The 22,918-nt window shown below is 71.6% G+C and carries 20 protein-coding genes; 10 read left to right on the plus strand and 10 right to left on the minus strand.

Translation table 11 applies throughout. The features are described 5' to 3' along the window. Positions 1 to 84 precede the first annotated feature (84 nt). Positions 85 to 495 (plus strand): hypothetical protein, encoded by a 411-nt coding sequence (locus ACFYUV_RS26985; RefSeq protein ID WP_387672376.1) that lies wholly within the window; start codon positions 85 to 87, stop codon positions 493 to 495. 24 nt (positions 496 to 519) lie between these two features. Here the strand turns inward: ACFYUV_RS26985 and ACFYUV_RS26990 are convergent, their stop codons facing one another. Genes ACFYUV_RS26990 through aceB form a run of 7 tightly spaced genes read right to left on the minus strand, consistent with a single transcriptional unit; the run spans position 520 to position 7,696 of the window. Continuing rightward, the gene (locus ACFYUV_RS26990) at positions 520 to 732 is read right to left on the minus strand and encodes a DUF2277 domain-containing protein (protein WP_352322770.1); all 213 of its coding nucleotides are present in this window, start codon (positions 730 to 732) and stop codon (positions 520 to 522) included. A gap of 4 nt (positions 733 to 736) precedes the next feature. Continuing rightward, complete coding sequence (locus tag ACFYUV_RS26995) at positions 737 to 1,477, minus strand: IclR family transcriptional regulator (RefSeq protein ID WP_358291960.1); 741 nt, start codon at positions 1,475 to 1,477, stop codon at positions 737 to 739. A gap of 38 nt (positions 1,478 to 1,515) precedes the next feature. Beyond that, positions 1,516 to 2,259, minus strand: coding sequence for an IclR family transcriptional regulator (locus ACFYUV_RS27000; RefSeq protein ID WP_387673226.1), 744 nt, complete (start codon positions 2,257 to 2,259; stop codon positions 1,516 to 1,518). Between the two features lie 2 nt (positions 2,260 to 2,261). Beyond that, the gene (locus tag ACFYUV_RS27005) at positions 2,262 to 3,464 is read right to left on the minus strand and encodes a (Fe-S)-binding protein (protein WP_387673229.1); all 1,203 of its coding nucleotides are present in this window, start codon (positions 3,462 to 3,464) and stop codon (positions 2,262 to 2,264) included. Positions 3,465 to 3,466: 2 nt separating this feature from the next. Beyond that, positions 3,467 to 4,660, minus strand: coding sequence for an FAD-binding oxidoreductase (locus tag ACFYUV_RS27010; RefSeq protein ID WP_387672379.1), 1,194 nt, complete (start codon positions 4,658 to 4,660; stop codon positions 3,467 to 3,469). Continuing rightward, the gene (locus ACFYUV_RS27015) at positions 4,660 to 6,099 is read right to left on the minus strand and encodes an FAD-linked oxidase C-terminal domain-containing protein (protein WP_387672382.1); all 1,440 of its coding nucleotides are present in this window, start codon (positions 6,097 to 6,099) and stop codon (positions 4,660 to 4,662) included. Before ACFYUV_RS27015 ends, ACFYUV_RS27010 begins: the two co-directional genes overlap by 1 nt. 19 nt (positions 6,100 to 6,118) lie before the next feature. Further along, positions 6,119 to 7,696 (minus strand): malate synthase A, encoded by a 1,578-nt coding sequence (gene aceB, locus ACFYUV_RS27020; protein ID WP_387672385.1) that lies wholly within the window; start codon positions 7,694 to 7,696, stop codon positions 6,119 to 6,121. A 157-nt stretch (positions 7,697 to 7,853) separates the two neighbouring features. Here aceB and ACFYUV_RS27025 point away from each other — a divergent pair, with 157 nt between their 5' ends. The 8 genes from ACFYUV_RS27025 to ACFYUV_RS27060 all read left to right on the plus strand — a co-directional run bounded on the left by ACFYUV_RS27025 (position 7,854) and on the right by ACFYUV_RS27060 (position 18,683). Beyond that, complete coding sequence (locus ACFYUV_RS27025) at positions 7,854 to 8,546, plus strand: DUF4097 family beta strand repeat-containing protein (RefSeq protein WP_387672388.1); 693 nt, start codon at positions 7,854 to 7,856, stop codon at positions 8,544 to 8,546. Positions 8,547 to 8,630: 84 nt separating this feature from the next. Then, complete coding sequence (gene hflX, locus ACFYUV_RS27030) at positions 8,631 to 10,043, plus strand: GTPase HflX (RefSeq protein ID WP_352352434.1); 1,413 nt, start codon at positions 8,631 to 8,633, stop codon at positions 10,041 to 10,043. Between the two features lie 427 nt (positions 10,044 to 10,470). Further along, entirely contained in the window at positions 10,471 to 11,679 is a 1,209-nt protein-coding gene (hutI, locus tag ACFYUV_RS27035; protein WP_125633626.1) for an imidazolonepropionase, read from the plus strand. A 35-nt stretch (positions 11,680 to 11,714) separates the two neighbouring features. Next, positions 11,715 to 12,530, plus strand: coding sequence for a DegV family protein (locus tag ACFYUV_RS27040; RefSeq protein WP_387672391.1), 816 nt, complete (start codon positions 11,715 to 11,717; stop codon positions 12,528 to 12,530). A gap of 755 nt (positions 12,531 to 13,285) precedes the next feature. Next, positions 13,286 to 13,927 (plus strand): helix-hairpin-helix domain-containing protein, encoded by a 642-nt coding sequence (locus ACFYUV_RS27045; RefSeq protein WP_387672394.1) that lies wholly within the window; start codon positions 13,286 to 13,288, stop codon positions 13,925 to 13,927. A gap of 1 nt (position 13,928) precedes the next feature. Continuing rightward, complete coding sequence (locus tag ACFYUV_RS27050) at positions 13,929 to 16,856, plus strand: ComEC/Rec2 family competence protein (RefSeq protein WP_387672397.1); 2,928 nt, start codon at positions 13,929 to 13,931, stop codon at positions 16,854 to 16,856. A 931-nt stretch (positions 16,857 to 17,787) separates the two neighbouring features. Further along, positions 17,788 to 18,333 (plus strand): isochorismatase family protein, encoded by a 546-nt coding sequence (locus ACFYUV_RS27055; RefSeq protein WP_387672399.1) that lies wholly within the window; start codon positions 17,788 to 17,790, stop codon positions 18,331 to 18,333. Between the two features lie 191 nt (positions 18,334 to 18,524). Then, the gene (locus ACFYUV_RS27060; protein WP_387672402.1) at positions 18,525 to 18,683 is read left to right on the plus strand and encodes a hypothetical protein; all 159 of its coding nucleotides are present in this window, start codon (positions 18,525 to 18,527) and stop codon (positions 18,681 to 18,683) included. 32 nt (positions 18,684 to 18,715) lie between these two features. On the opposite strand, the gene ACFYUV_RS27065 is transcribed toward ACFYUV_RS27060, so the two are convergent. Then, complete coding sequence (locus ACFYUV_RS27065; RefSeq protein WP_387672404.1) at positions 18,716 to 19,621, minus strand: LLM class flavin-dependent oxidoreductase; 906 nt, start codon at positions 19,619 to 19,621, stop codon at positions 18,716 to 18,718. Positions 19,622 to 20,173: 552 nt separating this feature from the next. Here ACFYUV_RS27065 and holA point away from each other — a divergent pair. Further along, positions 20,174 to 21,145 (plus strand): DNA polymerase III subunit delta, encoded by a 972-nt coding sequence (gene holA, locus ACFYUV_RS27070; RefSeq protein WP_387672407.1) that lies wholly within the window; start codon positions 20,174 to 20,176, stop codon positions 21,143 to 21,145. A gap of 27 nt (positions 21,146 to 21,172) precedes the next feature. Here the strand turns inward: holA and ACFYUV_RS27075 are convergent, their stop codons facing one another. Together ACFYUV_RS27075 and ACFYUV_RS27080 are read right to left on the minus strand one after the other, a co-directional pair. Further along, a complete protein-coding gene (locus tag ACFYUV_RS27075; protein WP_387672410.1) occupies positions 21,173 to 22,312 on the minus strand; it encodes an epoxide hydrolase family protein in 1,140 nt (379 codons plus the stop codon). A 59-nt stretch (positions 22,313 to 22,371) separates the two neighbouring features. Next, on the minus strand, positions 22,372 to 22,869 hold the full coding sequence (locus ACFYUV_RS27080) for a MarR family winged helix-turn-helix transcriptional regulator (protein WP_387672412.1): 498 nt from the start codon (positions 22,867 to 22,869) through the stop codon (positions 22,372 to 22,374). Positions 22,870 to 22,918: the final 49 nt, after the last annotated feature.

Consider the following 22,918-nt stretch of genomic DNA (forward strand, 5'->3'; position numbering starts at 1 on the left):
CCGTAGACGGTCCGTGGTGATGCACCGAGCACCGTTAGCGTCGCCTTAACCTGCGCTTAGCCGTACGTGGGGAAGGGTGGGAGCGTGAAGCGTCTCGTGCTGGCCTGGGCCGTCACCGCGGCCGCCGCGACCGGGGCGGCCGTGGCCGTGCTCGGCCTGCTCGGAACCGGGGTGACCGGCACGTCCAGCCGCGTGCTCAGCGGGCCGGAGGTGCGCGCCGCGCTCTCCACCGCCACCGCGCGCGCCGCCACGCCCGTGCCGCGGACGTCCGCCCGCGCCCAGGACCGGCTCATGCGCACCGAGGCCGGCACGGTCATCGCCTCCTGCTCCGGCGGCCTGGTCACGCTGCGCTCCTGGAGCCCGGCCCAGGGCTACTCGGTGGACGGCGTCCAGCCCGGCCCGGCCCGCGAGGCGAAGGTCGAGTTCGAGCCGGAGGACGGCGAGGAGGTCGAACTCAAGATCTTCTGCACCCCCGACGGCCCCGCCACCCGCTGACCGGCCCGCCGGGGCGCGGACGCGTCACCGACCTCCGCGGACTTCCAGCGCCCCCAGCAGCTCCTCGGACGCCCTGGTGATCGCCTCCACGGCCCGGTCGAACGCCTCGGCGTTGTGGGCGGCAGGGGCGCGGAATCCGGAGATCTTCCGGACGTACTGGAGCGCGGCGGCCCGCACGTCGTCCTCGGTCACGCTCTCGGCGTACGGCGGCCGCAGGGTCTTGATGCTTCTGCACATGCTCTCAACGGTAATAGCCGATGCGCTGGCTTATCTCCCTCGCGCCCGCGGCCAGCAACTCACCGACCTCGGGCAGCCGCTCGGGCGTGAGCCGGTACGACGGCCCGGACGCGCTGACCGCGGCCACCACCGAGCCGTCGGCCCCCCTGATCGGCGCCGCCACCGCGTTCAGCCCGACCTCCAGCTCCTCCACCGTGGCCGCCCAGCCGCGCCGCCTGATCTCCTCCAGGCCCAGGCCGTCCGGGGAGGTGACGGTGCGGGGGGTGTAGCGCTCCAGCTCGCCGGCCAGGCGCAGGGCGCCGAAGGCGAGCAGCACCTTGCCGCTGGAGGTGGCGTGCGACGGGGTGCGCTGGCCGACCCAGTTGTGGCCGCTGATCGCCGCCGGGCCGCGCACCTGGCTGATGTTGACCGTGTCGCCGTCCTGGGGGACCGCGATGTTGACGGTCTCGCCGACCGCCTCGGCCAGCCGCAGGCAGACCTCGCGGCCCTCCCTGGACAGGTCGAGCTGGGCCGTGGCCGCGCCGGCCAGCCGTACGACGCCGAACCCCAGCCGGTAGCGCCCCCGGTCGCCGCTCTGCTCCACCAGCCCGCCCTGCTCCAGGGCGGCCAGCAGCCGGAACGCGGTGGACTTGTGCACGTCGAGCTCGACCGCGAGGTCCGTCACCCGGGTGGCGCCCTCGCGGGCCAGGATCTCCAGGATCGCGATGGCCCGGTCGACGGACTGAACCGTCGTGCTGTTGCTCACAGCGCAACAGAATAGCCGCCGGAGCCGTTCGGCAGGCGCTACTTCGACGAGGCCGGGGCGAGCTCGCGGCCGAAGTCGGCGGCGATCCTCCGCATGCCCTCGGCCAGCTCGTCGCGGTCGAGGGCGTCGATGCGCTCGGCCGGCCCCGACACCGACATCGCGGCCACCACCCGCTCGCCGTCGCGGACGGGCACCGCCAGGCAGTGGACGCCCAGCTCCTCCTCGCCCAGGTCCGTCGCGTAGCCGCACTCCTTGACCCGGGCGAGCTCGGCCAGCATGCCGGCCGCGTCGGTGATCGTGTTCGGGGTGCGCCGCGGCATGCCCGTACGCTCGAACACCGCCATCGCCTCCGCGGCCGCCCGCCCGGCCAGCAGCGCCTTGCCCACGGCCGTGCTGTGCGGCAGCACCCGCCTGCCGACCTCGGCGAACATGCGCAGCCTGCGCGGCGAGGGCACCTGCGCCACGTAGACGACGAAGTCGCCTTCGAGCACCGCCAGGTTCGCCGTCTCGCCGGACAGCTCCACCATCCGCGTCAGGTACGGCTGCGCCCACCCGCCCACCATGCTCTCCGCGATGCCGCCCAGGCGGACCAGCCCGCCGCCCAGCGCGTACCGGCGGTCGGACTCCTGGCGCACGTAACCGCGGGCGAGCAGCGTCTGCAGCAGCCGGTGGATGGTCCCGTACGGCAGGCCCGTCCGCGCCGCTATCTCCGACAGCCCCGCCTCGCCGCCGTGCTCGGCCAGCGCCTCCAGCACGTCGAGCGCCCGCTCGACCGACTGCACGCTCACAGCGACACCCCGCGCAGGGAGGCGTCCAGCACTTCGGCGGTGTGGGCCACCCTGATCTCCTTCCCGGCCCGGCGCATCGCCGTGGCGATCTGCATCGTGCATCCCGGATTGGCCGAGACCAGCAGCTCGGCCCCGGTCGAGGCGACCGCCCCGGCCTTCCGGTCGCCGAGGTCGCGGGCCGCCTCCGGTTGCAGGATGTTGTACGTCCCCGCCGACCCGCAGCAGATCGCCGACTCGGGGACCTCCCGCAGCTCCAGCCCGGGGATGCCGCGCAGCAGCTCGCGCGGCTGCGCCCGGACGCCCTGGGCGTGGGCCAGGTGACAGGCGTCGTGGTACGCGACGGTGAGCGGCAGCGGATGCCGCCTGGCCGCCGGGCCCAGCTCGGCCAGGAACTCCGACAGGTCCCGCACCCGGAACCCGGGATCGGCGCCGAACAGCTCGCCGTACTCCTTCATGACGGAGCCGCAGCCGGCCGCGTTCACCACGACCGTCTCGACCCCCGCCCGCCGGAACGCCCTGGCCGTCCGGCGGGCCAGCCGCCGGGCCTGATCGGCGCGCCCGGCGTGCACGCTGAGCGCCCCGCAGCAGCCCTGCCCGGCCGGAACGAGCACGTCGCAGCCCTCCAGCGCGAGCACCCGCGCGGTGGCCGCGTTCACCTGCGGGAAGAACTCGCCCTGCACGCACCCGGTGAGCATCCCGACCACGGCCCTGCGCCTGCCCCTGGCCCCGACCAGGCGCGGCAGGCGCTGCCGGTGCTCCACACGCGGCGCGAGCGCGGCCATGGCGCCCAGGCTCGGATGGACCCGCGTCAGGAACGACGCCATCCGCCCGGCCAGCCACATCGTCGGCCGCAGCAGCCGCAGCCTGCGCGGGTAGGGGAACAGGCTGAACACGATCTCCCGCACCGCCCGATCCCGCGGCTCGCGCACGTGCGTGCGCTCGACCTCGGCGCGGGTCTGCTCGATCAGCCGGTCGTAGCGCACGCCCGACGGGCACGCCGTGACGCACGCCATGCAGCCCAGGCAGGCGTCGAAGTGCCCGGCCATCTCCGGGGTGACCGGAACGCCCTCGACGTGCTGCTTCATCAGGTGGATGCGCCCGCGCGGCGAGTCCATCTCCTCGCCCCACAACGCGTACGTCGGGCACGTCGGCAGGCAGAACCCGCAGTGCACGCAGTCGCCGATCAGCTCCGGGTCCATGGTCACAGGCCTCCCGCCAGCCGTCCGGGCGACATCATGCGCCCGGGGTCGAACCGTTCCTTGACCCGCCGCATCAACGGCAGCGCGCTCACCCGCCCCCACCTGTCGACCCCGGCATACGGCGCGGCCAGCACGTTCACCCGGCCGCCCGCGGCCTCGACCCGCTCCCGCAGCCCGCTCACCAGGCCAGGCAGCGCGTCCTCGGCGACGGGCGCGCCCGGCTCCAGCAGCACCCGGCCGGCGACCACCGACCCGCGCAGCGACAGGCCGCACCCTTGCGCCGCCCGCAGCACGGCGCCGGCCGCCGCGGGCGGGAAACGCACCTCGACCAGCACCTCACCTCGTGGGACGACCCCCCACCAGGACGGCGGCTCGCCGGTCACCGCCCCGCCGCCGGTCAGGTCGCGCAGCGTCTCGGCGCGCGCCCGCGCGGCCGTGCCCTCCACCAGCACCGCCAGCGTCACCGGGCCGCCCGGCTCCGGACGGTCCACCTCGACCGCGCTCGGCTCGGCCTGCGCGGCCGCCAGCGCCGCCGCGACGCCCGGCACGTCGTCCGCGGGCATCCCGGCGACCACCCAGCACCGCTCGCCGGGCAGCGGATGCAGCCGGAACGTGGCCTCCGCGATCACCCCGAGGGTGCCGTACGAGCCGGTGAACAGCTTGCCGAGGTCGTAGCCCGCGACGTTCTTGACCACCTTGCCGCCCGACCGGGCGACCGTGCCGTCGGCCAGCACCACCGTGACGCCGATGAGCAGGTCCCGGGCGGTGCCGTAGCGGAAGGCGCGAGGGCCCGGCAGGGCGGCGGCGAGGGTGCCGCCGACGGTCGCCTGCCCGGCGAACGGCACGTCGAGCGCCAGCTCCTGCCCGCGCGCCGCGAGCGCCGCCGCCAGCGCCGCCGTCCGCACGCCGGCCTGCGCGCGCACCACCAGGTCGCCCGCCGCGTGCTCCAGGACCGCGTCCAGGCGGGACAGGCCGAGCAGCACGTCGCACCGCTCCGGCGGCGGACCCCAGTGCAGCTTCGTGCCGCCCCCCGCGGGCACCGCCGCCAGGCCGGCCGCGGCGCACGCGCGCAGCACGGCGGCGACCTCCTCGACGGTCTCCGGCAGCGCCACCCACCGGGCGCCCCACCGGTGCGCCGGGTCTTCGGGCCCGGCCGCCCTGACCGGCACGCCGGCGCCCGAGAACGGATCCGCCATCAGAACTGCTCCGCCCTGCCCGACTCGACCAGCGGGTGCGCGCCCTTGCGCACGCCCGGCACCTCCCCGCACAGCCGCGGCGTGGGGAACACCTTGCCCGGGTTGGACAGGCCGCCCGGGTCGAACGCGCACCGGACGAGCTGCATGGTGTCCAGATCGGCGCCGGTGAACATCTTCGGCATGTAGCGGGCCTTGTCCACCCCGACGCCGTGCTCGCCGGTGATCGAGCCGCCGTGCTCGACGCACAGGTCGAGGATCGCGCCCGAGACCGCCTCGGCCCGCTCGCCCGCCCCCGGCTCGGCGTCGTCGAACAGCACCAGCGGGTGCAGGTTGCCGTCGCCGGCGTGGAAGACGTTGGCCACCCTGATGCCGTGCTCGCGCGAGAGCCGGTCGATGGCCGCCAGCACGCCCGGCAGCGACGTGCGCGGCACGACGCCGTCCTGGACGATGTAGGCCGGGCTGATCCGGCCGACCGCCGCGAAGGCCGACTTGCGCCCCTTCCAGATGGCCGCGCGCTCCTCGGGACCGGCCGCCACACGCAGCTCGAAGGCGTCCGAGCAGATCTCCGTCAGCCGCGCGAACTCCCGCTCGACCGACTCCCGCGGCCCGTCCAGCTCCACGATCAGCACCGCGCCCGCCCCCCGCGGGTAGGAGCAGGCGACCGCCGCCTCGGCGGCCGCGATGGCCAGCGCGTCCATCATCTCGATCGCGGCCGGCACGATGCCCGCCCCGATGATCGCCGACACCGCCCGGCCCCCCTGCTCGATGTCCTCGAACGCGGCCAGCACCGTGGTCACCGCCTCCGGCGCCCGGCTCAGCCGCACGGTGATCCTGGTGGCGATGCCCAGCGTGCCCTCCGAGCCGACGAACGCGCCGAGCAGGTCGTAGCCCGGGTCCATGCGGTCGAGGACGACCAGGTCGCCGTCGGGGGTGACGATCTCGCACGCCTCGACGTGGTTGACGGTGAAGCCGTACTTGAGGCAGTGGGCGCCGCCGGAGTTCTCCGCCACGTTGCCGCCGATCGAGCAGACCTGCTGGCTGGAGGGGTCGGGGGCGTAGTAGTAGCCCGCGTCGCGCACGGCCTCGGTGATGGCCAGGTTCGTCACGCCCGGCTCGACCACGGCCCTGCGGTTGGGCAGGTCGATCTCCAGGATCCGGCGCATCTTCGAGGTGACGATGAGCACGCCGTCCTCGCGGGGGAGCGCGCCGCCGGACAGGCCGGTGCCCGACCCCCTGGCCACGAACGGCACCCCGAAGTCGTTGCACATCCGGACGACCCCGGCGACCTGCTCGGCCGTCGCGGGCAGCACGACCACGCCCGGCGTCGCCCGGTGGCTGGTCAGGCCGTCGCACTCGTAGGTGCGCAGGCGTACCGGATCGGTGATCACCGAGTCGGGAGGCAGCAGCGAGCGCAGCGCCGCCGTCAGCGTGTCGAGCACCAGTCACTCTCCAGCACGTCTACGGCATCTGGGCGTACGCCGGCAGCGTCAGGAACTCGGCGAAGTCGTCGTCCAGCGCGACCTCCTTGAACAGCGCCGTCGCCTGCCCGAACAGCCGCTCGTCGTAGCCCGGCTCCGTCGAGATCCGGGCCAGCTCCTCGGCGATGATCCGCTCGACCAGCTCCTTGGTCACCTGCTCACCGGTGTCGGCCAGCGTGATGTCGTTGTGGATCCACTGCCAGATCTGCGAACGGGAGATCTCGGCCGTCGCGGCGTCCTCCATGAGGTTGTGGATCGCGACCGCGCCCAGGCCGCCCATCCAGGCGGCCAGGTAGCGCAGGGCCACGTCGACGTTGTTGCGCAGGCCCGTCTCGGTGATCTCGCCGGGCGTCTCGGAGACCGACAGCAGGTCGGCGGCCGAGACGCGGACGTCCTCGCGCAGCCGGTCGAGCTGGTTGGGCCGCGCCCCCAGGACGCCGTCGAACACCTCGCGGCACACCGGCACGAGGTCGGGGTGCGCCACCCAGGAGCCGTCGAACCCGTCGCCCGACTCGCGCGTCTTGTCCGCCCGCACCTTCTCCAGCGCCACCGCGTTGACCTCGGGGTCGCGCCGGGAGGGGATGAACGCCGCCATCCCGCCGATGGCGTGCGCGCCGCGCTTGTGACACGTGCGCACCAGCAGCTCGGTGTAGGCCCGCATGAACGGCGCGGTCATCGTCACCGCGTTCCGCTCGGGCAGCAGGAACTCCCGCCCCCGCGTGCGGAACTTCTTGATCACGCTGAACAGGTAGTCCCAGCGGCCCGCGTTCAGCCCGGCCGAGTGGTCGCGCAGCTCGTAGAGGATCTCCTCCATCTCGAACGCCGCCGGATAGGTCTCGATGAGCACGGTCGCCCTGATGGTCCCGTACGGGATGCCCAGGAGCTCCTGGGCCCGGGTGAACACGTCGTTCCAGAGCCGCGCCTCCAGGTGCGACTCCATCTTCGGCAGGTAGAAGTACGGCCCCTTGCCCTTGTCCAGCTGACGCTGCGCGCAGTGGAAGAAGTAGAGCCCGAAGTCGAACAGCGACGCCGACACCGGGCGCCCGTCCACCTGGGCGTGCTTCTCGTCCAGGTGCCAGCCGCGCGGGCGCACCACGATCGTGGCCAGCTCGTCGTCGGGCCGCAGCGCGTACGTCTTGCCGCCGGTCTCGAAGTCGATCGCCCGGTCGAGCGCCTCGCGCAGGTTGAGCTGCCCGGACACGCAGTTCTCCCACAGGGGGGAGTTGGCGTCCTCGAAGTCGGCCAGCCACACCTTGGCGCCGGAGTTGAGCGCGTTGATGGTCATCTTCCTGTCGACCGGCCCGGTGATCTCGACACGGCGGTCCTCCAGGCCCGGGGCCGGCGGCGCGACCTGCCACTCGCCCTCCCTGACCTCCTTGGTCTCCGGCAGGAAGTCGAGCGTCCCGCCGGCCGACAGCTCCGCCTGACGCGTCTGGCGGGCTTCGAGCAGCTCCAGCCGCCTGGCGCCGAACTCCCGCTGGAGAGCCGCCACGAAGCCGAGCGCCTCCGGCGTGAGGATCTCGTCGAACCGTTCGAGCATCGGGCCGGTGATCTCCATGTCCCCCTCTTTTCCGTAGAGTGGAAAACTGATTCTGGATTGTGGAAGTGAAGCTACTCCGCTCAGGGTTCCCGGGTCAAAGGCTGGGGTACCCCTGGGGCGTCTTCGGGGGCATCCCCGATGCGGAGGGGGTCATGCCCGCGAAAGGATCGGGGGCATGAAGACGATTGCTGTGGCGGGCGGACTGCTGGCCGCCGCGCTGGTGCTGACGGGTTGCCGGATCGAGAGCTTCGGCGGCTCCACGAACCAGGACACCGTGTCCTACCAGGTGACGGACAAGGTTTCCAAGCTGCAGGTGAAGAGCGACGCCGGCGACACGGTGATCACCGAGACCGACGGCACCGCCGTCCGGGTCGTCGAGACGTTGCGCTGGCGGGGCGACGACAAGCCCAAGCCGCAGCACAAGGTCGAGGGCCAGGCGCTTTTCGTGACGTACGACTGCCCGTCCAACTGGGGGAGCTGCAGCGTCGACTACAAGATCGAGATCCCCAGGGGGCTGGCCGTCGACCTCGACAGCGACTCGGGTGACATCACCTTGCGGGCGCTGAGCGGTCAGCTCGACGCGAAGCTCGACTCCGGCGACCTCGAAGGCTCCGGCATGACCGGCAAGAAGGTGTACGTCCAGGCCGACTCGGGCAACGTCGAGCTCAAGTACGCCACCGCGCCGGACAGCGCGGAGCTGCGGGCCGACTCGGGCGACGTCGTCCTGAGGGTGCCCACGGGGTCCTACGACGTGAAGACCGACGTGGACTCCGGCGACGCCACCGTCTCGGTCAAGTCCGACCCGAGCTCCCCCCACAAGATCTCGCTGACCGCCAGTTCCGGCAACGTGACGCTCTCGGCGGGATAACCAGGTGATGACGCCGGGGATGTCGTGCCACCATCGTGGGAAGACACCGAGGTGTCCAGACGTTCCCTCATAGAGATGACACGAATGCACGAATACACCGCGCTCGACGAGTTCGAGACCGGCGACATGGACCTCGAGGAGCGCCAGGCGCTGCGCCGCGTGGCGGGCCTTTCCACCGAACTCCAGGATGTCTCCGAGGTCGAGTACCGGCAGCTGCGGCTCGAGCGGGTCGTCCTCGTCGGTGTCTGGACCTCCGGAACCGCCGAAGACGCCGAGAACTCCCTGCTGGAGCTCAAGCTCCTGGCCGAGACCGCCGGGTCCGAGGTGCTCGAAGGGCTCATCCAGCGGCGCCAGAAGCCCGACCCGGCCACCTACATCGGCTCGGGCAAGGCCCTGGAGCTGCGCGACGTGGTCGAGTCGACCGGCGCCGACACCGTGATCTGCGACGGCGAGCTGACCCCCGGCCAGCTCCGCCAGCTGGAGGAGACGGTCAAGGTCAAGGTCATCGACCGTACGGCGCTGATCCTCGACATCTTCGCCCAGCACGCCAAGAGCCGTGAGGGCAAGGCCCAGGTCGAGCTGGCGCAGCTGCAGTACCTGCTGCCGCGCCTGCGAGGCTGGGGCGGCAACCTGTCCCGTCAGGTCGGCGGTCGCGCCGCGGGCGGCGTGGGCATCGGCGGCCGCGGCCCCGGTGAGACCAAGATCGAGCTCGACCGGCGCCGCATCCGCGACCGCATGTCCAAGCTGCGCCGCCAGATCAGCGGCATGTCCACCTCGCGTGAGACCATGCGCCACCGGCGCCAGCGGCGCGAGGTCCCGGCCGTGGCCATCGCGGGCTACACCAACGCTGGCAAGTCCTCGCTGCTCAACCGCATCACCGGTGCGGGCGTGCTGGTCGAGGACGCGCTGTTCGCCACGCTCGACCCGACCGTGCGCCGCGCTCGCACGCCGGAGGGCCGGCTGTTCACGATCGCCGACACCGTCGGCTTCGTGCGCCACCTGCCCCACCAGCTCGTCGAGGCGTTCCGGTCCACGCTGGAGGAGGTCGCCGACGCCGACCTGATCCTGCACGTCGTCGACGGCTCGCACCCCGACCCCGAGGGGCAGCTCGCGGCCGTCCGCGAGGTGTTCGCCGACATCGAGGGCGCCTCCGAGGTGCCCGAGGTCGTGGTGATCAACAAGGCCGACGCGGCCGACCAGGAGGTGCTCGACCGCATCGCCAGGCGCGAGCGCGACAGCATCGTGGTCTCCGCCCGCACCGGCAAGGGCATCCCCGAGCTCATGCGGCTCATCGAGGAGCGGCTGCCGCGCCTCGACCACGAGGTCCACCTGCTGGTGCCCTACGACCGGGGCGACCTGGTCTCGCGGGCCCACAAGGAGGGCGAGGTGCTCTCCGTGGAACACGTCCAGGACGGCACCGTCCTGCACGCCCGCGTGCTGCCGAGCCTGTTCCAGGAGCTGGAGCGGGTGGGCAAGCCGGTCGAACGCGTCTCTTAGCGGGACGGCTGGGCAGCTCTCGCTCAAAGTAGCGCAGAGCTGCCCAAATAGTGCAGTGGTCCCGGAACCCTGGGGTTGCTAGGATGGCCAGACCTAACGTTGGTCTGGTTTTTTGGTTTCGGTTCTGGGTTTCGGATGATGACGTTGAGTGCGGCAGTCGTCAGCGGGGGCCAGGGGGGCAAGGCGTGGCTGGGTGACGGATGGGATGAGTGGTCTTTCTTCCGAATAACCCTGTACACCAAGCCCGGCTGTGAAATAACGTAACTGAACTGAAATCGCCGGGTCATGTCTCCGGCGATACGGTCACCGCACAACATCACGCGGATGAGAGCAGGAGACCCCCCATGTCGTCCGGACCCGGAGCGGACTCAGTGGGCGCGGCACAGGCCGTGCGCTGGGTGTTGCGCCTGCAGGGGGCGGTGGTGCGATGACCGTTCGGCTCTTGACCAACATCGGCCGCCTGTGGACGGGTAACGAGGTCCTCAGCAACGCGGCCATCCTCGTGCACAACGACCGCATCGCCTGGGTCGGGCGGGCGCCCGACCTCCCGCAGAGCGTGCCCGGCGTCGTCGACGACATCGTCGACGTCGACCACGTGGAGAACCTCGGCGGCGCGCTCGTCACGCCCGGCCTCATCGACGCCCACACGCATCCGGTCTACGCCGGCAACCGCTACGCCGAGCTGGCCATCCGCACCGGCGGCTCCAGCGCGGCCTCGATCACCGCGGCGGGCGGCGGCGTCGGCTCCACCGTCACCGTGACGCGCGGCACCGACCCCTGGACGTTGTGCAACGGCGTGCGCGAGCGGCTGCGGAGCTGGCTGCTCAGCGGCACGACCACCGTCGAGGCCAAGACCGGCTACCACCTCACCCGCGACGGCGAGCTGGCCGACGTGCGGCTCCTGCGCGAGCTGGAGAAGGAGCCGATGATGCCGCGGGTGCACGTCACCTTCCTCGCGGCGCACGTCGTGCCTCCCGAGTACTTCGGCCGTCAGCGCGAGTACGTCGAGGCCGTGGGCGCCTGGTGCGCCGACGCGGCGGCGGCCGGCGCCGACAGCGTCGACGTCTACTGCGACGAGGGCCACTTCACCACCGAGGAGTCCCGCTGGGTCCTCGCCTCGGGCCGCAACGTGGGGCTGCTCCCGCGCATCCACGCCGGCCTGTTCAGCCGTCGCGGCGCCGTGCAGCTGGCCGCCGAGCTCGGCTGCGCCTCCGCCGACGGTCTGCACCACATGTCCGACGAGGACATCGCGATCATGTCCCGCTACGGCGTGCCCGCGGTGGTCTGCCCGGCCACGGCGCTGCAGCGCGGCCACGTGCCGCCGGTCCGTCAGATGATCAAGCACGGCGTGCAGATCGCCCTCGGCAGCGACCACAACCCCGGCTACTGCGGCATCACCTCGATGTCGCTGGTCATCGCCATGGCGGTGTCGGCGTTCGGCATGAGCGTCAACGACGCGCTGCGCGCGGCCACGCTGGGCGGCGCGACCGTCCTCGGGGCGCCCGACCGCGGGGTGCTGGCTCCCGGGCGGCTGGCCGACATCGTCCAGTGGGACGCCGACCACGAAGGCGCCTTCGCCTGGTCCTTCGGGCTCAAGCCGCGCCGGGTCTGGCGGGGCGGCACGCCGGTCCAGTAATCCCGGACTCGGGAGCGGGTGGCTAATCTCGGGATATGCCGCCCTCTGTCGCCGTTGTCACCGATTCCACCGCTTACCTGCCCGCTGTGCCCGGTGTGACGGTGGTGCCGGTACAAGTGGTCGCCCGCGGCATCCCACGCGACGAGGACACCTTCACCGGCGACCTGGCCACCGCCACCACCTCACGTCCGTCGCCCGCGCGCTTCGCGGCCTGCTACGACGAGCTGGCCGCCGCCGGCGCCACGGGCGTGGTGTCGATCCACCTGTCCGGCGAACTGTCCGGCACCGTCGAGTCCGCCCTCGCGGCGGCCAAGGACGCGCCGGTGCCGGTGGAGGTGATCGACAGCCGGTCCATCGCGATGGGCCTGGGCTATCCCGTGCTGGCGGCGGCGCGCTCGGCCGCCGCAGGAGCCTCCTTGGGCGACGTGGCCGACGCCGCCCGCCGCACCGCCGCCGTCACCCGGACCTTCTTCTACGTGGACACCCTGGAGTACCTGAGACGGAGCGGCCGCATCGGCGCCGCCACGTCGTTGTTCGGGTCGGCCCTCATGATCAAACCGCTGCTGCACATCGTTGACGGGCGCATCTCCCTGCTGGAGAAGGTGCGGACGTCGGGACGGGCGATCGCGCGGCTGGAGGACCTGGCGGTGGAGGCGGCCGTGGAGCTGGGCGGGGCCGGGGTGGCGGTGCAGCACATGGGGGCTCCGGGGCGGGCCGAGGCGTTGGGGGAGCGGTTGTCGAAGCGGGTGGCGGGGGGTTGTGAGGTGCGGGTGGTGGAGGTGGGGGCGGTGATCGGGGCTCATGTGGGGCCCGGGATGCTGGGGGTGACTGTTACGGCGTACGAGGGGTAGACCGGCTTCTTTTGGAGGGCCTTCCCTCTGGTGGGTGCAGTGTTTTCCACAGTCATCTCGTTTCCTGGCTCCGTCGTCCCCAGAATTCGGTTCGGTAGCTCGGGGGTGGGGGTGACATCCCTAGGTTCGTCGGCGTGCGATCTCAGGACCCGACGGCAGAGCGGACCATAGCCGAATCCAGGCTCCGGTCGATCACGAGTCCTGCCCGGCGGCCGCGTCCGGGACGACGCAACCGACATCCATACGGCGACGAGGCTCAGAACCTTCCGACCTCCCGACTCAGCGCATCCCCACCACCCTCTGCGCCTACTTCTTCCGCGTCCGCTTCTGTGAGTGCTTCTCCTGTGCTCGGTGCTCCCGCGTTCGCGTCTCCCGGGCGGTGGGATGGGCGCGGGGTTGAGCCCTCCTCCGAGCGGTGGGATGGGCGTGGGGTTGAGTCAGCTTCCGAGCTGTGGGGCGACCGTGGGGTTGCGCCTTCCCGCGAGCCGGGGAGTGAGGGCGGGGGTGAGCCTTCGTCCGAACTGTGGAGTGAGCCTCGGCCTGAATCGTGGGGCGGGCGTTCGGCGGGGCCTCAGGCGATGTCGCAGCCCGGGCGGCAGTCCGAGCAGCAGTCCGAGCAGCAGGCAGAGCCGGGGGAGAGCGTCCCCGGAGCCGAGCGTCGGGCTGGGCGTCGGAGCGGGCCGGGGATCGAGCCCCAGGCCGCCGCAGGGGCGCCCCCGCACATCCCTCGGCGGGTCACAGGCAGCCCCGCTCCCATGCCCCCGACCTTCCAAGCGTTCCGCGACGCCATCACCTCGGCCCAGCCGTCCAGCACCATCGACCTCAGCAAGCCCGGCCTGCGCGTGCTCGTCGCCGTCGGCGCCCTGGCCGTCGCGGTCGCCGTCTTCTTCGTCTGGCGTTCCCAGCCCACTCCGGAGCCCCTCCCGCCGCCACCTGCGACAACCCCTCCATCCCCGTCCCCGACCGCTGCCAAGGTGACCGTCCAGGTGGCGGGCAAGGTCCGCAACCCCGGCGTCTACCTGCTCCCGCAGGGCTCCCGTGTGACGGACGCGGTGACGGCGGCGGGCGGGCTCAAACACGGCGCCTCCACGGGCCCCCTCAACCTGGCCCGACGCCTGATCGACGGAGAGCAGATCATCGTGGGTGCTCCCTCTGCGGTCGCCGCCGCCGTACCTCCCGGATATCCCGGCGCGGACCCCGCCACAGCCATCCTCGACCTCAACGCCGCCACCCCCGACCAACTGGAAGAACTCCCGGGAGTGGGAGAGGTGCTGGCCGCCAGGATCGCCGAGTTCCGTACCGCCCACGGCGGCTTCACCAGCGTGGACCAGCTCCGCGAGGTGAGTGGCATCGGCCCGAGAAAGTATGAGGAAATCAAGCCGAAGGTCCGCGTCTGACATGCCGTCCTTCAACGACCCCTCGGCCCCTGGCCCTTCTGCCAGCCCCATGCGCCCCGTTGCCACCGCCCCTCTGAGTATCGCCGCCACCGATCCTCCGCGCCCTGCCGCCACCGACCCTCTGCGCCTGGCCACCGCAGACGGCGGCGAGCACAAGCGCTCCTGGACACTGGTCCTCCCGGCGCTGTCCGCTTGGGCGAGCGCCCTGATCATGCTCGGCCAATCGCCCATTGTGGGTATGACGACGGCCGCCATCACCGCCCTGGCCGCAGGCGTCCTGATCTGGCGCACCCGCTCACCGTTCACCCGCTGGCCCCTCGTCGGTTCGCTGATCGGCAGGTTCCTGCCTGCGTCGTTCGGATCCGTTCTGTCCGCCCTCCCACTGCTCCTGCCGTTCAGGCCCCACCGTTCGTCGCCCCCTCCCTCAGGACGGATCCCTCCCGGTCGGCCTTCGCCCTTCTTGGGGGCTTGGCGGAACGTGGTGCTCGCGACCCTCATCTGCGCGGCGGCGGCCTCCGCGTCTGTCGCCTTCCGCGTCCAGGCGTTGACCACCGGCCCAGTGGCTGAACTCGCCGCCAGGAACGCGAACGTGACCGCTCAGATCGTCCTGTCCGACGACCCGAAGCGCAGGCCACGCAGAAGCGGCCACTTCAACCAGGACAGCTACGTGATCCCGGCCACCCTCAAGATCATCGAGTCGGCTGCGCGGCAGAGAGGCAGATCCACTACTGATGGCCCTGAGGGGAACCGTCCCGACGTCCCTGGAGGCAGTGACGGAGGTGTGGCGCAGGCATCTCCGCCACCGGAACGCCAGGCCGTCGACGTCCCCATCACGGTGTTCGCCGGCGGCAACGTCTGGAGCAGCCTGCTGCCGAGCCAACGCCTCCAGGTCACCGGTCGCCTGGCGCAACCAACGCCCGGCGACCTGGTGGCAGCCATCCTCCTGGTACGAGGCGAGCCCCGCATCCTGACACCGCCTTCGTCCATGCAGACCATGGCAGGCACCCTCAGAACCGGCCTCCGGACAGCCGCCGATCCTCTCCCGCCCGACCAGCGCGGCCTCCTGCCCGGCCTGGTCGTCGGAGACGTCTCCCGCATCGACCCTCAGGTGGCCGCCGACCTCAAAGAGGCGGGCCTGAGCCACCTGAACGCCGTAAGCGGCGCGAACCTCGCCGTCGTCGCAGGCGCCGCCCTGGCACTCTCCCGCCTGGTCGGCCTCTCCCTGCCGCTGAGAGCCGTCTTCGCGGCTGTCGCGATGCTCGCGTTCACCGTGGTGGCCAGGCCGTCCCCGAGCGTTCTGCGTGCCCTGCTGATGGGTCTGGCCGCCGCCCTCGCCATGGGTACCGGGCGGGCGAAGGACGGCCTCGCCGCCCTCTCGGCAACCGTCCTCTTGCTGGTTCTGTTCGCGCCGGAACTGGCACGTTCGTACGGCTTCGCCCTCTCGGTCGCGGCCACCGCCGGCATCCTCCTCCTCGCACCACGCTGGCGCGACAAACTCTCCACTCCACCACCGACGGAGACCGGCGACCGCGACGCCACCGAAGCGACCACGACGACAGACCGGAAACCGGAGAAGGGAAGGGAACGCGGCAACGTACAGGGGCGTGCGGCAAGTGCATCTAAAGAGGCCGGCGACTGCCGCGCGACCTCTCCCTTCGAAGACGCGCCCACCGGACGACGACGTGCCGTCGCAAGGATGCGCCGCTTGCCGAGATGGCTGGCGGAGGCGCTGGCCGTGTCGGCTGCCGCGCAAGCGGCCGTGACGCCCGTCCTGGTGCTCATGTCGGGTCAGTTGACGCTGGTGGCGGTGCCCGCCAACCTGCTCGTGGCTCCCGCCGTGGCTCCCGCGACCCTGCTCGGTTTCGCCGCCGCCCTGGTGGCCCCGATCTGGCCGGACGCCGCCGGCATGCTGGTCATCCCGGCCGGTTACGCGGTGGGCTGGATCGTCACCGTGGCTCGCTGGGCCGTGAACGTCCCTCTCGCCACCCTGCCCTGGCCGGGCGGCCTCCCCGGTCTGGGGCTCCTCGCCCTCGCCGTGGCCGTCGCGATCCCGGTACTCAGGCACCGCCGCTGGCGGACGATGGCGCTGCTGACGGCAGGGGCCGCTCTGATCGCCGTGCTGGTGATCCGTCCGCTGGCGGGAGCTTGGCCGCCCAAGGGCTGGTTGATGGTGATGTGCGACGTGGGGCAGGGCGACGGGCTGGTGGTGGCGGCCGGACCTGGACGAGGTGTGGTCGTGGACACCGGCCCGGACCCGGTCGTCATGGATCGATGCCTGCGCAGGCTCGGCGTCGAGGACGTTCCCCTGCTCGTCCTGACCCACCCGCACGCCGACCACGTGGACGGCCTGCCAGGCGTGCTCAGGAGTCGACGCGTGGGGGCCGTGATCGTCAGCCCTCGGCCGACGGCGGTGCAGTCCAGCGCGCGGATCTCGGCCGTACTGGCTCGACACCGGATTCCCGAAGGGAACGCGGAACCTGGCACGCGATGGCGGTTCGGCCCGTCCGAGCTCACCGTCGTCGCCCCTGACCCGACGTCAGGCGGGAGCAACGGCCAAGGCGAAGGCAGCGTGATCAACAACTCCAGCGTCGTCATCCACGTACGCTGGCGCGCCGGTTCCGCCCTGCTCGCCGGAGACCTGGAGACCGAGGCCCAGGACGATCTCGCACGCCACCTCGCCCTGCGTGCCGACATCCTCAAGACCCCGCACCACGGCTCGAATCGCCAGTCCCCGGCCTTCCTCGGCTCGCTGGGTGCACGGGCCGCCCTCATCAGCGTGGGCGCCGGCAACGACTACGGCCACCCGGCCACATCGACCCTCGCCCTCCTCCACCGCCTCGGCGCCGCCATCTACCGCACCGATCGATCGGGTGACCTGGCAGTCGTCGAACACGAGGGCAGCCTGGCCGTAGTCCCCCGTGGGCCATGAGTGATCCGACACCGAACGAGCGCGACCCAGGCCCACCGAAGCGGAGGGGAGCAGACGACTGGCACTAGTGGGGTCGCACGAACGGATCAGGAACTGGCCACCGGAGCCGTGGTCGAGGTATGAGCGGGTCATGGGCTGGTGACGTCTCACACCTGGTGGCAAGCCGGTCTTCCGGACGGGGGTGACGGTGGGGCTCGGGCCGGTGCCCCTTCACGTCCGATGGGGGAGCTGATCCCCTGGACGGGGATGTCAGCGGTTCTTGGGGCGGGTGACCGTTCGCGCCTGGTGGCGAGCCGGTCTTCCGACGGGGATGTCAGTGGGGCGAGGGACGGTGTCTCTTCATGCCCAGTGAGGGGCTCTGTGCCGGTCGGAGGAGCCCGGGGCAGTAAGGGCTCCCCGCCGACGTGGGCCGCTCGAACGGCTGCTGGGTGTTCTGTCGCATCAGAAGGCCGGCCCCGCAGATCCTCTGTGCGGTTGATGCAGCGTTCCTGCCGAGAGATCGGCTTGCCGCCGGCGTGGATAGTCGCCGGCGGTCCGCTCCCCACCCTCTCGGCAGTGTTTGCGCTGCTTGCAGAGGTCAGGGGCAGGTGTGACCATCAGCCACCGTGAAAAACGCGGTCCTCTGCGGCGGCCGCTTTTTGGGAGGCCAGGGCCGCCGGCGTCCGCCCAGGGCCTGGCTTTCGGGAGGCCATGGCCACTGAGGGGCGGGGTCGGCGGCGGTGGCACGGGCGGGCCTTGCGGCGCGGCGGCCCACGGCCGGTCGGGGCGTGGAGCCGTTCGAGGGTGCCCGGATGGGTCGAGGTGTGCGGGCAGGGCGTCGCGAGTCGGCCCGCTGAGCCGAAAACGGGGGCAGATTCACTTGGCATCGTTCATGCGCGGCATGCTACTGTTCTTTTATCATTCAGCTTGTGAACGATTTTAGGAGAGAATAGTGATCGATTCCCGTACCGTGCAGATCGTCTTCGCAGACCTCCAGGACAGCATCGTCGCCTTGAGCAGGACGAACAGCCCCGACGTCATCAGGCGGTCGGCTGGCGTGCTCGCCGGGGTCGCGCAGGCGCTGGACATCCCCTTCACCGTGTCGGTCGCCCCCAGGCCCGGTGGGCCCGGTGTCATCGCCGAACTTCCCGAGGCGTCCCCCTTCGTGCGCGGCGGACCGTGCTGCTGGGACGACCAGGCATGGCGCGAGGCGATCGCCGCCGAGGGCCGCAAGACGCTGGCCGTCTGCGGTGTGACCTCGGAGATCGTCGTCCTGCACACCGCGCTCGACGCCCTGGCTGACGGCTACGACGTGATCGTGCTGGTTGACGCGAGCGGCGGCATGTCGGAGCGCACGGAGAGCGCGGCCTTCCGCCAGATCGAAGCGGCAGGGGGCACGGTGACGTCCGTGGCGAGCTTCGTCACCAGCATGGTGCGTGACTTCACCACCCCCGTCGGCCGCGGCGTCATCACCGCACTGCACGGCCTGGCGGGCTAGCAATCACGGCCGCGCCCCTCGCCCTCAGTCCGCGCCCCTCACCCTCCGACTGCGGCCCCCGCAGTCGGGCCGCGGTTCTCGCCGTCAGGCTGCGGCCTCGCCCGCCGAGTGCGGCCTTCACCGTCAGGCCGCGGGCCGAGGGCCGCGCCGTCAGTCTCCGTCCTCAGCCCAGTCCTCCCGGAAGAAGTTCCATGAAACTGGCGCCTCATCTGCACCGCCTCGGCAATGACGTCGTGGCCTGCTATCTCGTCGACACCGGCGAGGGCATCACCCTGATCGACGCGAGACTGCCTGGCCACTGGCGGGATCTGCAGCGCGAGCTCCGTTCCCTCGGCAAGTCCGTGGATTAGAGCGGCCGCGTGCAGGCGGACGGCACGTCGTGCTACTTCGCGATCGCCTCGCGGACGGACGGCACGATCTCCTGGGCCCAGCGGGCCAGCGTGGTGAGGTCGGTGGCGCCGTGGCCGGCGGAGAAGAGGACGAAACCCGAGGCGTCGTGCTCCAGCACCGCTTCGGTCAGCTCCTCGACCCACTGCCCGACCGAGCCGCCGATCCAGCGTCCGTCGTGGTCGCGGGTGGCGGGCAGCGGGCGGTCGGTGATGCGGCCCGGGAAGTTGTAGATCGTACGGATCTCGCGTGGGTCGCGGCCCACCGCGGCGGCCGCCTCGTCGATGATGGGCCGCGAGGCGCGATACCGCTCGCTGCGCCAGTCGGCCGCGTGGCCGGGGATCCAGCCGTCGGCCACCCTGCCCGTGGCGGCCAGGGATTTGGGCCCGTTCGAGCCGGTCCATACCGGGGGCGCGGCCACGGGGGCGGGCTCGATCCCGCGCACCCGGTAGTGGCGCCCCTCGTGGGTGACCGGCGCGCCGCCGCCCGACAGCTTCCGGATCAGCACGATCGCCTCCTCGAAGGCGTCCACGGCGTCGCCTGGGGTCTGCCGGGGCACGCCCATGTCGGCGATGCGGTCCCACAGCCCGCCCGCGCCCATGCCGAGCACGACGCGGCCGTTCGACAGCGCCGACAGCGACGTCACCGTCCTGGCCAGCATGGGGGCGGGCCTGGTCGGCAGGTTGGTGACATTGGCCAGACCGGCGATGTGCCGCGTGCCGCCCAGCAGGAAGCCGATCGTGGCGTAGGCGTCCAGGCGCTCGCCGAGATAGGGATGGTCGGACAGCGAGAAGAGATCGAGCCCGTCCCGGTCGGCCTGCTGAACCATGCGCAACAGCTCGGGCAGGTCCTCGAAACCGGAATGCGCGCCGAAGCCGAACATCACATCAGATGCAGACACAGTATTGCCTTTCATACGTCACACGGAGAAAAAAGAGGAGGTCACCAGGCTTACGCTTCTGGTGGGGGTTTGGAGCCGTGGGGCCAGGCGGCGGAACAACTCGTCCAGCCTGGTCGGGGGTGCTTGCGGCACTGTCGCGCCTGCCGTCCCCTTGGGTGAACCGGCGGCCGATGATCTGCCCGGTGCGGCCGTCGGCATAGACGTCGGCGGTGTCGAAGGAGTCGATGCCATGCTCGTGTGCGGATCCATGATCGCGTGACTGTCCGATTCGGACGTCTCCGCCCCGAAAATCATCGTGCCCAGAGCCAACCGGGGCACCGACAGACCGACTGCTCGGCGAAGCGATTGCCGGACGGGCCCTCGCGCATCGCGATCTCGGCGGCCGACCTCCGTGGGACCGCCGGGCCGCCGCGCCCCCCACGATCATCACAACCGTACGACTCACCATGACTCCGACCAAATGTAGTTCGCGCCCCGAACTATAGTCGTTCGTGACACGAACTGCAACGGTCGAGTACCAGGTTGTCGGTGCCGCATGGCATGCTGCCTGACATGGCGGGAACCGATCCAGCACTAGTCACCCTGGTCCTCGGCGACGAGGAGCTGCTTGCCGAGCGGGCGGTGGGCGCCGTCGTCGCGGCGGCGCGGGCCGGCGATCCCGGGGCCGAGGTGCATGATCTCGTCGGCGGAAAGGTCGCCACCGGCGAGCTGACCCAGCTGACCTCGCCCTCGCTCTTCGGTGACCGCTCGGTGGTCGTCATCCGCTCGGCGCAAGACCTGCCGAAGGACGTCATCACCGAGGTGGTGTCGTACACGAAGCAGCCCTCCGACGACACGGTTCTCGTGCTGGCGCACCCGGGTGGGGTGAAGGGGAAGGCGCTGGTCGACGGGGTGAAGAAGGCCGGGGCCCAGGTGGTGACGATCAACAAGGTCACCAAGCCCGGCGAGCGGCTGGAGTTCATCAAGGGAGAGGTCAAGCGGGCCGGGCGGAACATCGCGGGTGACGCGGCCCAGGCGTTGCTCGACGCGGTGGGCAACGACCTGCGGGAGCTGGCGGCGGCGTGCAGCCAGCTCGCGTTCGACACCGAGGACAAGACGATCAGCGCGGCGGCCGTGGCGCGCTATCACAAGGGCCGGGCCGAGGTCACCGGCTTCAACGTGGCCGACTCGGCGATCGAGGGCCGCCTGGCCGAGGCTCTGGAGCAGTTGCGCTGGGCTCTGAGCACCGGCGTCGCCCCGGTGCTGCTGGTGAGTGCGCTGGCCGGCGGGCTGAGGTCGCTGGCCAAGGTGGGGAGTGCCCCGCGCAACCTGCGCGGGGGGCAGCTCGCCGCCCATGTGGGGATGCCGCCCTGGAAGGTCGACCGGGTCAAGCGCCAGCTGAACGGCTGGGGGCCGGAGGGGCTGTCCCGGGCGATCCAGGCGGTGGCCACCGCGGACGAGCAGGTCAAGGGCGGCGGCGCGGACACGGCCTACGCCCTGGAGCATGCCGTGCAGGTGATCGTCGCCAGCCGTACGGGCCGGTAGCGAACACCCGCGCGGCGGCGGCGTTCCTCAGGCGAGGCGTAGGGCGCGGAAGAACGTGGTGATGTCGGTCGCCAGCTGGGCCGGTTCCTCCAGGGCCATGAAGTGGCCGCCCCGGGCCGGGGTGTTCCAGTGGCGCAGGTCGGTCAGGGCGCGTTCGGCGAAGCTGCGGGGAAGGCTCGCCACGGAGGGCTCGTGGCTGAGGGTCACGGCGGACGGCACGGTGATCGGCGGCCGGGGCGGGTTGCTCGGCCAGTCGTAGTACGACTTGAACGAGGTGCCGATCGAGCCGGTGGCCCAGTAGAGGGTCAGCATGGTGAGCAGGGTGTCGCGGTCGAACCGGGACTCCAGGTCACCGTCGCAGTCGCTCCAGGCGCGCAGCTTGTCCACGATCCACGCGGCCAGTCCGGCCGGTGAGTCGAGCAGGGCGGCGGCGATCGTGTCCGGACGGGTCAGCATGATCTCGCTGTAGCCGCCGTCGCGCTCGTCGTAGGCCGCCTCGGCGTCCAGGAACGCCTGTTCGTCGGGGGTCAGCGGCGGGACGTCCAGGGACGCGGGGGCGGGCGGGTGGATGAGGTGGATTCCGGTCACTTGGTCCGGATAGAGGGCGCCGAGCCAGCCGACGGCCGCGCCGCCGATGTCGCCGCCGAAGGCCCCGTAGCGTTCGTGGCCCAGGACCTCGGTCATCAGCAGGTGCAGCATGCGGGCCATCGCGGGCCGGGTGAGGGGCTCGTCCGGCAGGTCGGAGTAGAGGAAGCCGGGCATCGACGGGATCACGACGTCGAAGGAGTCGCCGGGGTCGCCGCCGTACCGGGCGGGGTCGGCCAGGCGGGCCGCCAGGGGAAGCATCTCCATGAAGCTGCTCGGCCAGCCGTGGCAGAGCAGGATGGGCAGCGGCGCGCGGCCGGTGCCGGGGAGGCGGACGAAGTGGAGGTCTCGTCCCCGGACGGGGGCTTTGCAGTGGTCCAGCTCGTTGAGGCGGGCTTCCTGGGCGCGGAAGTCGAAGCCGTCGGCCCAGTATGTCACCAGTTCCCGCAGGTAGGCGGGGTCGGTTCCGCCTTCCCAGGGGCGGTGGTCCAGCGAGCGGGTGAATCTGGCGTTGCGGAGACGGGTGCGCAGGTCGTCGAGTACGTCGTCGGGAACCTCTATGCGGAACGGCGTCACGGCCATGTGGGCTCCGAGGTCGGAAGTGTCATCCCAGCATGGGTATCACCGGACGCCCGCCCGCCTCAATGCAATTGATGGGGGTTCGTCTCCACGTAGAGCAGGAGCTGTTTGAGCAGGTTGTCCAGGGTGTCCTGGTCGTCGGGGGAGAGGGCGTTCACCATGGCCGTCTCCAGCACGGCCAGGACGGCCATGGCCTCCATCCAGAGGTCGTGCCCCTTGGGTGTGAGCTCGATGTCCACGCGACGGCGGTCCTCGGTGCTGCGGACGCGGCGTACCAGACCTGCCTTCTCCAGCGTGTCGAGGCGGCCCGTCATGCCGGCGGGGGAGAGCAGCAGCTCGGCGGCCAGCTCGGTCGGGGTGGCGGTGCCGTTGTGGGCGGCGAGCCGGTGGAGCGTCTGGAACTCGAAGTCCTGGACGCCGGTCTGGGCCAGCGCGGCCGCCTTGGCGTGGCCGAGGTGTTTCACCAGCGACTGCATGCGGGTCACGATGCCCTCCACCCGCTCGTCGAAGGGCGCCTTGCCGCGCCAGCGGGCCAGATGACGATCGACGGAGTCCTCCACGGCACAGAATCATACGCCAACAAGTAATTTGTTGACGAATCATTCGCTG

It is taken from the genome of Nonomuraea sp. NPDC003560, assembly GCF_042878785.1.
Classification (GTDB): domain Bacteria; phylum Actinomycetota; class Actinomycetes; order Streptosporangiales; family Streptosporangiaceae; genus Nonomuraea.

What these genes read in the sequence shown, in the direction of transcription:
- ACFYUV_RS26990 (WP_352322770.1), bottom strand. Translation starts at nt 732, where the DNA reads ATGTGCAGAAGCATCAAGACCCTGCGGCCGCCGTACGCCGAGAGCGTG.
- ACFYUV_RS27005 (WP_387673229.1), bottom strand. Translation starts at nt 3,464, where the DNA reads ATGGACCCGGAGCTGATCGGCGACTGCGTGCACTGCGGGTTCTGCCTG.
- ACFYUV_RS27010 (WP_387672379.1), bottom strand. Translation starts at nt 4,660, where the DNA reads ATGGCGGATCCGTTCTCGGGCGCCGGCGTGCCGGTCAGGGCGGCCGGG.
- aceB (WP_387672385.1), bottom strand. Translation starts at nt 7,696, where the DNA reads ATGGAGATCACCGGCCCGATGCTCGAACGGTTCGACGAGATCCTCACG.
- ACFYUV_RS27025 (WP_387672388.1), top strand. Translation starts at nt 7,854, where the DNA reads ATGAAGACGATTGCTGTGGCGGGCGGACTGCTGGCCGCCGCGCTGGTG.
- hflX (WP_352352434.1), top strand. Translation starts at nt 8,631, where the DNA reads ATGCACGAATACACCGCGCTCGACGAGTTCGAGACCGGCGACATGGAC.
- hutI (WP_125633626.1), top strand. Translation starts at nt 10,471, where the DNA reads ATGACCGTTCGGCTCTTGACCAACATCGGCCGCCTGTGGACGGGTAAC.
- ACFYUV_RS27040 (WP_387672391.1), top strand. Translation starts at nt 11,715, where the DNA reads ATGCCGCCCTCTGTCGCCGTTGTCACCGATTCCACCGCTTACCTGCCC.
- ACFYUV_RS27045 (WP_387672394.1), top strand. Translation starts at nt 13,286, where the DNA reads ATGCCCCCGACCTTCCAAGCGTTCCGCGACGCCATCACCTCGGCCCAG.
- ACFYUV_RS27050 (WP_387672397.1), top strand. Translation starts at nt 13,929, where the DNA reads ATGCCGTCCTTCAACGACCCCTCGGCCCCTGGCCCTTCTGCCAGCCCC.
- ACFYUV_RS27060 (WP_387672402.1), top strand. Translation starts at nt 18,525, where the DNA reads ATGAAACTGGCGCCTCATCTGCACCGCCTCGGCAATGACGTCGTGGCC.
- holA (WP_387672407.1), top strand. Translation starts at nt 20,174, where the DNA reads ATGGCGGGAACCGATCCAGCACTAGTCACCCTGGTCCTCGGCGACGAG.
- ACFYUV_RS27075 (WP_387672410.1), bottom strand. Translation starts at nt 22,312, where the DNA reads ATGGCCGTGACGCCGTTCCGCATAGAGGTTCCCGACGACGTACTCGAC.